A 13,881-nucleotide genomic window follows, 5' to 3' on the forward strand; every position below is an offset into this window, starting at 1 on the left:
GCGGCGGAACGGGCCGCTCCGCCGCACGTGTCGCGGCCCCGGGGCCCGTACCCGCATCTACGTTCTCGAATTGGACACGAGGGACGCGGCGCGCCCCGGCCGGAACGGCCCGTCCCTTGCTCCGGGAGAACGCATGGCCCCGCCCAGCAGCAGCACGTACGCGGCACCGGAGCGATCGCGCGGGGGGTGGCTGCGGCGGCTGGGCGAGTGGTGCGCCCGACACTTCGTCGTGGTGATCATCGCCTGGGTGGTCGCCCTCGGCGGGCTGCACGCCCTCCAGAGCGCGTTCGGGGGGACGTACTCCGACGACTTCAACCTGCCCGGCACCCAGTCGAACACGGGCGCCGAGCTGCTCAAGGCGCACGATCCCGCCGCGGGCGGCACCGGTGCGCAGGTGGTCCTGCACGACGCCCAGAAGCCCCTGACCGACGTGCGGAGCCAGGTCGACCAGGTGGTGGGCAACCTCCAGAAGCTGCCGCACGTGCTGTCCGCCCAGAACCCGCTGCCGTCCTCGTCCTCCTCGACGTCCACCGCGCTGTCCAAGGACGGGGCGACCGGGTACATCACCGTGCGGTTCGACGTGAACCCGACCTCGTTGGACGACGCCTATCTCCACCGGGTCGACACGGCGGTGAAACCGCTGCGCAGCGCCGGGGTGGAAGTCGAGTACGGCGGACCGCTGGGGGAGCTCGCCAGGCCCGAGACCAAGGACCTGACCAGCGAGGCCATCGGTTTCGCCGTCGCGGTGGTCGTCCTGCTCATCGGATTCGGCAGCGTCATCGCCGCCGGTGTCCCGCTGCTGACCGCGCTCATCAGCGTGATCGTCGGGCTGAGCATCCTGTCGCTGGTGGCCGCGGCCACCACGTTCGCGAGTGTGTCCCCCACGCTCGCGACCATGATCGGGCTGGGCGTCGGAATCGACTACGCCCTGTTCCTGATCACCCGTCACCGCCAGACCGTCATGGACGGCGGCGATCCGGTCCGGGCCGCCGGCCGGGCCGTGGCCACCAGCGGACGTGCCGTGCTCGTCTCCGGCTGCACCGTCATCGTCGCACTGGCCGGGCTGTACGTCTCCCGGGTGAGCTTCATCGGCAAGCTGGGGGCCGCCGCCGCGGTCACCGTCATCACCGCCGTCATCGGCGCGGTCACCCTGGTCCCCGCCCTGCTCGGCCTCATCGGCGGGCGCGTCGACCGCTACCGGGTACGGCCGCCGGTCGCGGAGGGCGGGGCCGTGCCGGGGACCGCGTCACAGGGCGGCTGGCACCGCTACGCCCAGCGGGTGGAACGCCGGCCCTGGTGGTTCCTGCTCGCCGGGCTCGTCGTGGTGGGGGTCCTGGCGATCCCGCTGTTCTCCATCCGCCTCGGGCACATCGACGACGGGGCGGATCCGACGGACTTCACCGACCGGCGCGCCTTCGACCTGATCTCCACCGGTTTCGGGCCGGGCGCCAACGGCCCGTTCACCCTGGTCGTCGATCAGCGGGCGGTGCCCGGCGCGGACCGCTCGGCGCTGGCGAGCAGTCTCCAGAAGGCGCTCACCGATGTCCCGGGCGCGGCCAGTGTGAGCCCGCTCCAGCCGACGGACGACAGCGCGCTGCTCATCGGCAACGCCGTCTCGAAGCAGGCCCCGCAGGACGCGGGCACGACCACACTGTTCAACCACCTCAAGGACGACGTCCTGCCGAAGGGGGTGGCCGGCACCGACGCGTCCGCCTACGTGACCGGAACGACCGCGGCCCAGGAGGATTTCCTCGACATCATCGTCAGCCGCCTCCCGCTCATCATCGCCGTCGTGGTCGGTCTGGCCTTCGTCATCATCCTGATCGTGTTCCGCGGTGTCCTGGTGGCGCTGAAGGCCGCCGCCCTCAACCTGCTGTCGATCGCCGCCTCTTACGGGGTGGTGGTGGCCGTCTTCCAGTGGGGCTGGGGCGGGCCCTCGCTGGGCGTCTCCGGGAAGGTGCCGATCGAGAGCTATGTGCCGATGATGATGTTCGCGATCGTCTTCGGCCTGAGCATGGACTACGAGGTGTTCCTGATCGCCCGCGTGCACGAGGCGTGGCTGCGCACCCGGGACAGCAAGGGCGCCGTGGCACACGGGCTGGAGATCACCGCCCGGGTGATCACCTGTGCGGCGCTGATCATGGTCAGCGTGTTCGCCGCCTTCATCCTCAGCGACACCATCGTGGTCAAGATGCTGGGCCTCGGGCTGGCGGTCAGTGTGCTCGTCGACGCCACGATCGTCCGGCTGCTGCTGGTACCCGCCGTGATGACCCTGCTGGGCCGCAGCGCCTGGTGGATGCCCCGGTGGCTGGACCGGGTACTCCCCCACATCGACACCGAGGGCGAGCCGCTCCCGCCGGCGGCCGCGCCGTGACCGGTTCCGCGCCGGTCAGAGCGAGGCGTACACCGCGTCGATCAGCGCCGTCTTGCGCGGGTCGTCGGCGATGAGCGGGCCCATCCGGTTCATGACGTAGCCGAGCGCGATCCCGGCCTCCGGGTCGGCCAGGCCGCAGGAGCCGCCCGCGCCGTCGTGGCCGAAGGCGCGCGGGTTGGGGCCGTACGAGCCGTTGGGGCCGCTCAGCCACACGCCGAGCGCGATCTCCGTCTCCTGGGCGAAACCCGCGCCCAGCACCAGGTCGCGGCAGCTGCCCTGCCCCTCGCGGACCCGTTCTGCGGCCGCCTCCGAGAGGACGCGCCGGCCGCCGAGGCTGCCGCGGCCCGCGAGGACGCCGTACAGCGCGGCGACCGCGCGGGCCGTGCCGTGGCCGTTGGCCGCGGGGATCTCGGCCGCCCGCCACTCGGCGGTGTTGGCGGCGGCCGCGCCGGTGGGCGGATTGAGCAGCGAGGCGACGGCGACCGGCTCCATCCGGGCGAAGAGCGCCGCCTGCCGGGCCCGGTCCGCCTTCGGGACGACGAGTTCGGCGGCCCGCACCGCCTCCTTCTCGGGAAGGCCCACGGAGAAGTCGATGCCGAGCGGGCCGGTCACCTCGCGCCGGAGGAACTCCCCCGGCAGCAGCCCGCTGACCCGCCGGACCACCTCACCGACCAGGAATCCGTACGTGATCGCGTGATAGCCGGACCGGGTGCCGGGCTCCCACCACGGTTCGGTCGCGGCCAGCCGGGCGCAGGTCAGCTCCCAGTCGTAGAGCTCGGCCAGGGTGTGCGGCTCGCGGAGCCCCGCCAGGCCGGCGCGGTGGGAGAGCAGATGCCGTACGAGAACGGCCTCCTTGCCCGCCGCCGCGAACTCGGGCCAGTACGTGGCGACCGGGGCGTCGAGGTCCAGCAGGCCGCGGTCGGCCAGGACATGGGCGCAGAGCGCGGTCGGCCCCTTGCTCGTGGACCAGACGTTGACCAGGGTGTCCTGCTCCCAGGGGCGGGAACGCGCCCCGTCCGCCCAGCCTCCCCAGAGGTCGGCCACGGGCTGTCCGTCGACCAGGACGGTAACGGCCGCGCCCAGTTCGTCACGCTCGCCGAAGTTCGCCTCGAACGCGTCGCGCACCGCGGCGAAGCGCGCGTCGCAGTGACCGTGGATCGGCGGCACGGTGGCCTCCCTCGGCTGGGGCATGCCTGGTCGGACTCGGTTCCAGGACAACATACCGACTGGTCGGACCGGCGGGAAGGCGTGGTGCGCCCCGATCCCGCGCGGACCGGGCACCGCGCTCTCAGCGGGCCCCGGTTTCGAGGCGGAGGCTCCAGCGGCGGGGCAGACCGGTCAGCGTGACGGTGGAGAGCGGGCGGACGTCGAGGTTCCAGTACGTCGAGGGCGGGGCCCGCAGCGCGTACACGAGGGCGGCCCGGACGACGGATGGTTCGGCCACCGCGACGATCGACCCGTCGCAGGCGGGGCGGGTGTCCAGCCAGCCGCCTATCCGGGAGATGAAGGCGAGCAGGGGCTCGCCGCCGTGCGGCGCGGACCGCGGGTCGGCGAGCCAGGCGTCCACGGCCGCCGGTTCGCGCGCCGTGACATCCGCGAGGGTGCAGCCGCGCCAGCGCCCCATGTCGCAGTCGCGCAGGGCGGGCTGGACCATCGGGGCGAAGCCGAGTGCCTGGCCGGTGGCACGGCTGCGGGCGGTCGGTGAGCAGTAGCGCAGCTCGGCCGCCCCCAGGGGGATCAGGGCAGCGGCGGCGAACTGCACCTCGTGCCAGCCGGCCTCGTCGAGCGGCCGGTCGTCGTCGAAGCGCTCACCGAGCAGCGAGGAGTTGCGCGCCGCGGCGACGAGTGAGACTCGAACACTCATGGCCGCGATCGTGGAGCCGATCGCCCCGCGGGTCAAGAGCGCGGCCGGAAGCGCTTCCGGGTCAGCCGAGGGTGAGGGACATCCACTTGGCCGGGCTGTCGAGCGGCTTGAAACCGACCTTCTCATAAACGCCGTGGGCGTCCTCCGTGGCGAGCACGACCCTGCGGACACCGGCCTCGGCGAGGTGGTCGCGCGCCGCGGCGACGATCCTGGCGCCGAGTCCGTGGCCGCGGGCTGCGCGGTCGACGTACACGTCGCAGAGCCAGCCGAAGGTGGCGTGGTCGGTCACCACCCGGGCATACGCGACCTGTTCGCCCGACGCGAGGTCGTAGGCGCCGAAGTTCAGCGAGCCCGCGATGGCCAGATCCTGGCGCTCCCTGGTCCGTCCGAGCGCCCAATAGGCGTCGGTGGAGAGCCAGTTGTGAATCCTGGCCGCATCCAGCCGGGCCGGGTCGGACGATATCTCGTAACGCTGCTGGGGAGTTTCCGTCATGCCCGGAGTCTAGGGCCTGTATGGGGTTGTCCCGCGGCGTCACGGGGCTGGGTGCGAGCGATCGCAAGCACCCAGCCCCGCTCCTCCTTCCGCGTGACAACCCCGTACAGGCCCTAGGACTCGCGGGGTTCCGGCGCGTCGAGGGCACTTGCCCAGGCCGTGTGCAGGCGTCGTACGCCCTCGGCGATCTCGGCCGTTCCGGCGACGGCCGCGTAGCTCAACCGGACGTGCGGCGACGGGGGTTCGGCGCAGAAGTACGGGCGTCCCGGCGCGATGGCGACCCCGGCGCGCAGGGCGGCGGCGACCATGGCGGACTCGTCGGCGCCGGCTCCGGTGCCGGGCAGGCCCACCCAGAGACTGCCTCCGCCCGCGGGGACGTGCGGGAGCGCGAGAGCGGGCAGATCGCGGCGGAGCGCCACGGTCATCGCGGTGCGCCGGGCCCGCAGCTCGGCGGACAGGGAGCGCAGATGGCGGCTCCAGGCCGGTGTGCCGACGAGTTCGAGCGCGGCCTCCTGAAGGGGCCGGGGGACGAAGAAGCTGTCGACGACCTGGATGGCGCGCAGCCGTTCGAGGACCGGGCCGCGTGCGGCGAGGGCGCCCACCCTGAGGCTGGGCGAGGTGACCTTGGTGAGGGAGCAGACATGGACGACGACGCCGTCGGGGTCGTCGGCGGCCAGCGGTCGCGGCAGTGGTCCGGCGTCGTCGTGGACGAGCCGCCGGGCGAAGTCGTCCTCGATGACGAACGCGCCCGCCTCCCTGGCGATCCGGACGGCCTCGGAGCGCCGGGCCGGGGCCAGGACCGCGCCGGTCGGGTTCTGGAACAGCGGCTGGCAGACGAAGACCCGGGCGCCGGTGGCCCGGAAGGCGGCGGCGAGCAGTTCCGGCCGTACGCCGTCGGTGTCGGCGGGGACCGGCACGGGTCGCAGCCCGGTGGCCCGCGCGACCGCGAGCATCCCCGGGTAGGTGGGCGACTCGACGAGCACCGGGGCGCCGGGCGGGGCGAGGGCCCGCAGCGCGGTGGCCAGGGCGCTCTGGCCACCGGCGGTGATCAGCACGTCGGCGGCGGTGAGCGCGGGCCCGATCTCGCGGGCGAACCAGGCGCGCAGTTCGGTCAGCCCCTCGGTGGGCGGGCGGCCCCAGGCGCCGGGGCGGCGGCCGGCCCGCGCGAGTGCGGCGGCGAGGGCGCGTTCGGGCTGGAGCGAGCTGTGCAGGTAGCCGCCGTTGAACTCGACGACGCCCGTGGCCGGGGCCGCCAGGGTGGCCAGGACGCCCGAGGCGTCGACCGTACGGGGCACGATTTCGGGACCGCCGTCGCCACTGAGCGACACCTCCTGCCATGAGGTGTCGCCGGGCCGCGGTGCGTCCGCGCGCGGCTGCGCCCGGAACGCGCCGGCGCCGGGGCGGGTGGTGACGAGCCCTTCCGCGGCGAGCTGCGCGACGGCCCGCGAGACGGTCACGGGACTCGCCCGGAAGCACTCCACCAGGGCGCGGCTGGACGGGAGCTTCTCACCCGGCGAGTAGCGGTTCAGTTCGTCCCGGAGAAAACCGGCCAGATCGGCCACACTGCTACGCTCATGCATGAAAGCAGAGGATAGCGCTACTCTCGGCAGCACGATAGCGGTCACCGCCACAGCGAACGGCACTGCCCGCACTCCGGCGCCGGACGCGGCAAGCGGCGGGCCCGGGTCCCGGTCGGCGGGCCGGAGCGGAACGCTGCTCGCCGGACTCGGCGTGGTCGCCTTCTCCCTGACGTTCCCGTCGACCGCGTGGGGCCTGGAGAGCTTCGGCCCCTGGTCTTTGGTGGCGCTGCGCAGCCTGCTGGCCGCCGTGATCGCGGGCAGCGTGCTCCTCGCGACCCGGGTACGGGTGCCAGAGCGCCGGCACTGGGCCGGGCTGGCCGTCGTGGCGGGCGGGGTGGTGGTGGGGTTCCCGCTGCTGACCACGCTGGCGCTGCGGACCTCGACGACCTCGCACGCGGCCGTGGTGGTGGGGCTGTTGCCGCTGACCACGGCGGTGTTCGCCTCCGTGCGCACCGGATCGCGCCCGTCCCGTACGTTCTGGATCGCGGCGGTCACCGGCGCGGGGGTGGTGATCGCCTTCACCGTGCTGCAGAGCGGCGGCGCGCTCTCCGCCGGGGATCTCTGCCTGTTCGGCGCCCTGCTGGTGTGCGCGGCGGGGTACACCGAGGGCGGCAGGCTGGCGAAGGTGATGCCGGGCTGGCAGGTGGTCGGCTGGGCGCTGATCCTCACCCTGCCGCTCGCCGTGGCGGGCGCCGCGCTCGCGCTGGCGTACGAGCCGGTGCGGCTGAGCGCGCACGGAGTGATCGGCCTGGTCTGGGTCGCGGCGTGCTCGACCTTCTTCGGGCTGTACGTCTGGTACCGGGGCATGGCGGAGATCGGGGTGGCGCGGGCCAGCCAGCTCCAGCTCGCGCAGCCGCTGCTGACGCTGGTCTGGTCGTACTTCCTGCTCGGCGAGAAGGTCTCGGCGGCCGCACCGGTGGCGGCGGTGGCGGTGCTCCTCTGCATCGCGGCGACCCAGCGCACGGGCGGCGCCGGGCGCGGCCGCTGACCGGCCCTGCCGGACCGCCCTCCGGACCGCCCGTCCGGGGTCTCCCGTATCGGGCGAAGCCGCCGTCCGGACATAGACTTGTCGACATGGACCGCCACCCCGTGAGGAGGTCACACCCGATGGAGGCACACACGGGCGACCGGCTGGTGACGCACGGCAGGACCGTGGGGCAGCAGGACCGGGTCGCAGAGATCGTCGAGGTGCTCGGGGACGGGGGCGCTCCCCCGTACCGCGTCCGCTTCGACGACGGACATGAACATCTCCTGGCTCCCGGCCCCGACAGCGTCGTCCGGCACGACGCCGCCCCCGGCACGGTCCCGGGACCTTAGAGGCCCCGGAACCGTACAGGCCGCGGCCGGTCAGCCGGGCGGGCGCACCCGTGACCGGTAGTGGTCGGCCACCACCCGCGCCATCGCGCCGATCCGGTCCGCGACCACGACCTTCCCGGAGAAGTAGACGTGGCCGCGGGCCTGGTCGTACCCGGCGGCGAGGTCGATGTGGCGGGAGAGTTCCGCCGGGTCCTGCCAGGCCGCGGGCTGGGCCGGATCACCGGCCTTGTAGAGCGCCTCACCGATGAAGAGGTCGATGCCCGTGCCCCGTACCACCTCGTTCCACCAGGGCAGCAGGACGGCGTAGTCGGCGGCGGCGTAGCCGATGTTCCAGTAGAGCTGCGGGCAGATGTAGTCGATCCAGCCCTTCTTGATCCAGCCGCGGGTGTCGGCGTACAGATCGTCGTACGTCTCCACCCCCGCCGCGCTCCTCGAGCCGAGCGGGTCGGTGGAGGCGTTGCGCCACACCCCGAACGGGCTGATGCCGAACCGGACCGTCGGCTTGACCGCCTTGATCCGCTGAGCGGTCTCCTGCACCAGCTTGTCGATGTTGGCGCGCCGCCAGGCCGCCTTGCTCGCGAAGCCCGCACCGTACTTCTCGTACGCGGCGCCGTCCGCGAAGGACTGCCCGGCCACCGGGTACGGGTAGAAGTAGTCGTCCCAGTGGACCGCGTCGATGTCGTAGCGGCGGACCGCGTCGAGCATCGCGTCCTGGACGAAGCTCCGGACCTCGGGCAGGCCCGGGTTGTAGTAGAGCTTCCCGCCGTACGGCAGGGCCCAGCCGGGGTGCAGCCTCGCGGGGTGGGTGGCGGCCAGCCTGGACCGGTCGGTGTGGTTCGCGACCCGGTACGGGTTGAACCAGGCGTGCAGTTCCAGGCCGCGGCTGTGCGCCTCCCGCACCGCCGTGCCCAGCGGGTCCCAGCCCGGGTCCTTGCCCTGGACGCCCGTGAGGCACGCGGCCCACGGCTCGTACGGGGAGGGCCACAGGGCGTCGGCGGACGGGCGGACCTGGAGGATCACCGCGTTCAGCCGGCGGTCGACGGCCTCGTCGAGGTACGCGATCAGCTCGGACCGCTGCGCGGCGGCGGACAGTCCCGCTTTCGAGGGCCAGTCGAGGTTGCCGACCGTCCCCACCCACATGCCTCTGAGCTCCCTCCGCACAGCGTCACGGGGTCTCCCCACCCGGTCCGCGCGCCCCGCGTCCGGCCCGGACGCGGCGGCCTCACCGGGCACGGCGGCCGAGGCCACCGCCGCCACCGCCGTACCGGCCGTACCGGCCACAAAGCTCCTCCTGGCGATTCGCCGCATTTCTTCGCACCTGCCGTCTCTCTGTCCGCGTCCGGATCCCCGGAATCAGGGGCCGGGGCCGAGCATGCACGCCCCGGCCCGTGATCCCGCGGAAGGCGCGGAGTAACGTCGTGGGGTCGGGGCGGGGCCCGGAACCGAACGGAAGCCGCCGCACGGAGAACAGTGAAAGGCACGAGGTGACGGACCCCATGGCGGACATCGCACGCGTCGGAGTGGTCGGCTGCGGCCAGATGGGCGCAGGCATCGCGGAGGTGTGCGCCCGCAGCGGCCTCGACGTCAGAGTGGCCGAGACAACCGGCGAGGCGCTGGAGATCGGCCGCACCCGGCTCTACAACTCTCTCTCGAAGGCCGCCGAGCGCGGCAAGATCACCGAGGAGGAGCGCGACGAGACCCTCGGCCGCCTCAGCTTCACCACCGACCTCGGCGAGTTCGCCGACCGCGATCTCGTCATCGAGGCCGTCGTGGAGAACGAGCAGGTCAAGACCGAGATCTTCCAGGTGCTGGACCAGGTGGTGACCCGGCAGGACGCGATCCTCGCCTCCAACACCTCCTCGATCCCGCTGGTGAAGCTGGCCGTCGCGACCTCGCGCCCCGACCAGGTCATCGGCATCCACTTCTTCAACCCGGCCCCGGTGCAGAAGCTCGTCGAGCTGATCCCCGCGCTGACCACGTCGGACGAGACGGTCAAGCGTGCCGAGGCCGTGGTGCAGGACATACTCGGCAAGCACCCGATCCGCGCCCAGGACCGGTCCGGCTTCGTCGTCAACGCGCTGCTGATTCCCTACCTGCTCTCCGCGATCCGGATGTTCGAGTCGGGCATCGCCAGCCGCGAGGACATCGACAACGGCATGGAGATGGGCTGCGCCCACCCGATGGGCCCGCTCAAGCTCGCCGACCTGATCGGCCTGGACACCGTGGCCTCGGTCGCGGACTCCATGTACGCCGAGTACAAGGAGCCGCTGTACGCCGCTCCCCCGCTGCTCCAGCGGATGGTGGACGCGGGCCGGCTCGGCCGCAAGACGGGGTCGGGGTTCTACCCGTACGCCTGACCGCCCGCCCGGGCGCATTGCTCGAGGTCAGGACTGCGTAATCGATCCGCGCCGCCGTACTGGGCAGTGGCCACCGCCCAGCAGGTGGAGGCAGCGGGGGAATCCATGAGGACGGCCAGGACCGGAGGAGGTCGTGGCCGTCCTCCGGCGTTTTCTCCGGCGCCGGGGCAGCCTCACGCCGGTGTGCGGCCCGAGGGCGTCGGCGTCGGGCCGCACACCCACCCCTCGATTGACATGAACAGGTCTTGACCACTGACAGTGCGGCTCCCTAATGTGAGCGGGCATCAGACGTCTGCTGTCCGTTTTCAGAAAGTGGAGTTGTTCCATGACCGGAAGACGAACCCTGCTTCTCTCAGCCCTGTCGCTACCGCTGGCATTCCTTCTGGCCGCGGCCTCCACCTCAGCAGCACAGGCCGCCGCGCCGGCCGCGCCGCAGTCCTTCTACGTCGACTGCGGAGCCACCGCCGCGGGCAACGGAACCCAGACCACGCCCTGGAACACCCTGGCCCCGGTGAACTCCCACACCTTCCAGCCGGGTGACTCGATCCTCCTCAAGCGTGGCTCGACCTGTACCGGCCAGACGCTCTTCCCCAAGGGCTCGGGCGCCGCCGGAGCACCGATCGTGGTCGACGCGTACGGCACGGGCGCCAAGCCCGCGCTCGTCGGCGCCGGGCAGGTCACCGACGTCGTCCGGCTCGCGGACCAGCAGTACTGGGAGATCCGTGACCTGGACATCTCCAACAAGGGTGCGGCCGCGGCGACCCGGCGGGGTGTCCACGTCACCAGGACCGACTCGGGCACCGGCACCTACTACCGGCTCACGGGTCTCGACGTCCACGACGTCAACGGGAACCAGACCAAGAAGGACGACGACGCCAGCGCCGGAATCTTCTTCGAGGTCCTGGGGTACACGACGCCCACGAAGTTCGACGACGTCGTCCTGTCGGGCAACACGGTGCGGGCCGTGGACCGTTACGGAATCCACTTCTGGACCCGGTGGATGCAGCGCCCCGAGCTCGCCAACGCCAACTGCGGTACGACGTGCGGGGCGTGGACCCCGCAGACACGGGTCGTCATCCGCGGGAACACCGTCACCGACATCGGCGGCGACGCGATCGTCCCGCACCACACCGAAGGCGCACTCCTTGAGTACAACAAGGTCGACGGCTTCCGTGAGCGCGAGCCCGCGCACTGCGCGGCCGGCCTCTGGGGGTGGAACACCGAGGACGCGCTGTACCAGTTCAACGAGGTGAGCGGCGGAAAGAGCACCTGCGACGGGCAGGGACTCGACCTCGACGAGGGCAACATCCGCACCATCTACCAGTACAACTACAGCCATGACAACGAGGGTGGCTTCATCCTCCTGTGCAACGGCTCCGGGTCGACGACCGCCGACAACATCGTCCGGTACAACATCAGCCAGAACGACGGCGGCCAGCTCTTCGACATGGTCTGCGCCAAGACGACCAACACGCAGATCTACAACAACACCTTCTACCTGTCCAAGCCGGTCGAGGTCATCAGCAACTCGAACGGCTCGGCAGCCGCGAACGCCACGTTCACCAACAACATCTTCCACGTGGCGACGGACGGGGCGAGCTACGTCAACGCCGCGAGTCTCGGTTACAACGCGAACGTCTTCTACGGCACCCACCCGGCCGGCGAGCCGGCCGACCCCAACAAGGTGACGACCGACCCGAAGCTGACGGCCCCCGGCACGGCCACCTCACGCACGGACGCCGACGGCTACCGGCTCCAGGCGGGCTCCTCCGCCCTGGCCAACGGCGCGGTCGTGGCGAACGCGGGCGTACGTGACTACTTCGGCGGCGCGGTCGCCGCCGGCTGCGTACCGGACCGCGGCGCCCACCAGTCGTCCACCACCTGCGTGAAGCCGACGGTACCGACAGCCGGGATCAACCGGATCTCAGCCGGTGACCAGGCGATCGACGTACCGGCGCACTCCACGGCCCAGGGCACCCAGTTGGTCGGCTGGGCCTGGAACGGCGGCGACAACCAGAAGTGGGACGTCACGGCCAACACCGACGGGACGTACACCCTGAAGAACGTGAAGAGCGGCCTGTGCGCCGAGGTGTACCAGAACTCGAAGGCGGCCGGGGCCGCCATCGACCAGTGGGCGTGCAGCGGCGACGCGAACCAGCGCTGGACCGCCACCCCCACCACCGGAGGCTACAAGCTGACGAGCACGTCCAGCGGACTGCTCCTCACCGCGGCCTCCACCACGAACGGGGCGCTGCTCACCCAGCAGGCGCCCTCCACCACCGCGGTCCAGACCTGGGCCTTCACCAAGCTGTCCTGACCGGACCGCGGTACCCAGGGCGGGGCCGGTTGCCGAAAGGGCGCCCGGCCCCGTTCACGTCACCTTCACCCAGTCGAGGGTGCGCTCCACGGCCCGCTTCCACCCGTCGTAGCCCTCCTGGCGCTGTTCCTCACTCCACCGCGGGCTCCACCGCTTCGACTCCTGCCAGTGGGAACGCAGTTCGTCGGTGTCACGCCAGAAGCCGGTGGCGAGACCCGCCGCGTAGGCGGCGCCCAGCGCGGTGGTCTCCGCGACCACCGGTCGGCTGACCGGCACGCCCAGCACATCCGCCTGGATCTGCATGCACAGGTCGTTGGCGGTCACCCCGCCGTCGACCTTGAGTACCTCCAGGTGCACGCCGGAGTCCTTCTCCATCGCGTCGACCACGTCGCGGCTCTGGTAGCAGATGGCCTCCAGCGTGGCCCGCGCCACGTGGGCGTTCGTGTTGTATCGGGCCAGGCCCACGATCGCGCCGCGGGCGTCGGAGCGCCAGTACGGCGCGAACAGCCCGGAGAAGGCCGGAACGAAGTACATCCCGCCGTTGTCGTCGACCGAGCGCGCCAGCTGCTCGCTCTCCGCGGCATTGGTGATGATCTTCAGCTGGTCACGCAGCCACTGCACGGCCGCGCCGGTGACCGCGATGGAGCCCTCCAGCGCGTAGACCGCCGGGCTGCCGGCGAACTGGTACGCCACCGTGGTGAGCAGCCCGTGCTCTGAACGCACCAGCTCCGTACCGGTGTTGAGTACCAGGAAGTTGCCGGTGCCATAGGTGTTCTTGGCCTCGCCCGGGGCGAAGCAGACCTGCCCGACGGTCGCCGCCTGCTGGTCGCCGAGCACACCGGTGACAGGGACGACGGCACTCAGCGGCCGTGAGCTGCGCGTCCGGCCGTACGCCTCCGGGTCGGACGAGGGGTGAATGCTCGGCAGCATGGCGCGTGGGATGTCGAAGATGCCCAGCAGCTCGTCGTCCCAGTCCAACGTCTCCAGGTTCATCAGCATGGTGCGGCTGGCGTTGGTGACGTCGGTGGCGTGTACGCCGCCGTTGGGCCCGCCGGTGAGGTTCCACAGCACCCAGGCGTCCGTGTTGCCGAAGAGGGCATGGCCCGCCTCGGCGGCCTGACGCAGTCCGTCCACGTTCTCCAGCAGCCACTTGATCTTGCCGCCGGAGAAATAGGTGGCCGGCGGCAGCCCGGCCTTGCGCCGGATGACCTCGCCGTGTCCGTCGCGTTCCAGGGCCGAGGCGATGGTGTCGGTCCGGGTGTCCTGCCAGACGATGGCGTTGTAGTACGGGCGGCCGGTGCGCGGATCCCAGACCACCGTCGTCTCACGCTGGTTCGTGATGCCGATCGCCCTGAGGTCCGACGCGGAGAGACCGCCGTCCCTGAGAGCGTTCTGGATCACCGTGTTGGTGCGCTCCCAGATCTCCACCGGGTCATGCTCGACCCACCCCGGCCGCGGCAGGACCTGAGCGTGTTCGAGCTGGTGCCGGGCCACCTCGTTGCCTGCGTGGTCGAAGATCATGAAGCGCGTGCTGGTGGTCCCCTGGTCCACCGCGCCGACGAACTCGGGCATCGCTGCC

Annotated in this window: 11 protein-coding genes; 5 read left to right on the forward strand and 6 right to left on the reverse strand. The window is 71.8% G+C overall.

Going from position 1 to position 13,881, the window contains the following annotated elements; genetic code table 11:
• The first annotated feature begins 133 nt into the window (after positions 1–133).
• Positions 134–2,374, forward strand: a complete 2,241-nt coding sequence (locus ACIO3R_RS27455; protein WP_402109468.1) for an MMPL family transporter — start codon at positions 134–136, stop codon at positions 2,372–2,374.
• Positions 2,375–2,389: 15 nt separating this feature from the next.
• Here the strand turns inward: ACIO3R_RS27455 and ACIO3R_RS27460 are convergent, their stop codons facing one another.
• The 4 genes from ACIO3R_RS27460 to ACIO3R_RS27475 all read right to left on the reverse strand — a co-directional run bounded on the left by ACIO3R_RS27460 (position 2,390) and on the right by ACIO3R_RS27475 (position 6,311).
• Positions 2,390–3,565 carry a serine hydrolase domain-containing protein gene (locus tag ACIO3R_RS27460; protein ID WP_402109470.1) on the reverse strand — a complete coding sequence of 392 codons (1,176 nt, stop codon included), beginning with the start codon at positions 3,563–3,565 and terminating at the stop codon, positions 2,390–2,392.
• A 97-nt stretch (positions 3,566–3,662) separates the two neighbouring features.
• Complete coding sequence (locus ACIO3R_RS27465; RefSeq protein ID WP_385041616.1) at positions 3,663–4,238, reverse strand: histidine phosphatase family protein; 576 nt, start codon at positions 4,236–4,238, stop codon at positions 3,663–3,665.
• Between the two features lie 61 nt (positions 4,239–4,299).
• Entirely contained in the window at positions 4,300–4,731 is a 432-nt protein-coding gene (locus ACIO3R_RS27470; RefSeq protein WP_385345260.1) for a GNAT family N-acetyltransferase, read from the reverse strand.
• Between the two features lie 113 nt (positions 4,732–4,844).
• Entirely contained in the window at positions 4,845–6,311 is a 1,467-nt protein-coding gene (locus tag ACIO3R_RS27475; RefSeq protein ID WP_402109475.1) for a PLP-dependent aminotransferase family protein, read from the reverse strand.
• Here ACIO3R_RS27475 and ACIO3R_RS27480 point away from each other — a divergent pair.
• Positions 6,310–7,299, forward strand: coding sequence for a DMT family transporter (locus tag ACIO3R_RS27480; protein WP_402109478.1), 990 nt, complete (start codon positions 6,310–6,312; stop codon positions 7,297–7,299). The two genes, ACIO3R_RS27475 and ACIO3R_RS27480, sit on opposite strands and share 2 nt — an antisense overlap.
• A gap of 119 nt (positions 7,300–7,418) precedes the next feature.
• Entirely contained in the window at positions 7,419–7,628 is a 210-nt protein-coding gene (locus ACIO3R_RS27485) for a DUF1918 domain-containing protein (protein WP_363030574.1), read from the forward strand.
• Positions 7,629–7,658: 30 nt separating this feature from the next.
• Here ACIO3R_RS27485 and ACIO3R_RS27490 read toward each other — a convergent pair whose 3' ends face one another.
• Positions 7,659–8,936 (reverse strand): glycoside hydrolase family 10 protein, encoded by a 1,278-nt coding sequence (locus ACIO3R_RS27490; RefSeq protein WP_402109480.1) that lies wholly within the window; start codon positions 8,934–8,936, stop codon positions 7,659–7,661.
• A 188-nt stretch (positions 8,937–9,124) separates the two neighbouring features.
• Between ACIO3R_RS27490 and ACIO3R_RS27495 the strand changes: the two genes are divergently transcribed.
• The gene (locus ACIO3R_RS27495) at positions 9,125–9,985 is read left to right on the forward strand and encodes a 3-hydroxybutyryl-CoA dehydrogenase (RefSeq protein WP_385345272.1); all 861 of its coding nucleotides are present in this window, start codon (positions 9,125–9,127) and stop codon (positions 9,983–9,985) included.
• Between the two features lie 325 nt (positions 9,986–10,310).
• Positions 10,311–12,302, forward strand: a complete 1,992-nt coding sequence (locus ACIO3R_RS27500; RefSeq protein WP_402109484.1) for an RICIN domain-containing protein — start codon at positions 10,311–10,313, stop codon at positions 12,300–12,302.
• Between the two features lie 54 nt (positions 12,303–12,356).
• Here ACIO3R_RS27500 and glpK read toward each other — a convergent pair whose 3' ends face one another.
• Entirely contained in the window at positions 12,357–13,874 is a 1,518-nt protein-coding gene (gene glpK, locus ACIO3R_RS27505; RefSeq protein ID WP_385035793.1) for a glycerol kinase GlpK, read from the reverse strand.
• Between the last annotated feature and the right edge of the window lie 7 nt (positions 13,875–13,881).

The sequence above is a fragment of the Streptomyces sp. NPDC087428 genome (assembly GCF_044744085.1).
In the GTDB taxonomy this organism is placed as follows: Bacteria; Actinomycetota; Actinomycetes; order Streptomycetales; family Streptomycetaceae; genus Streptomyces.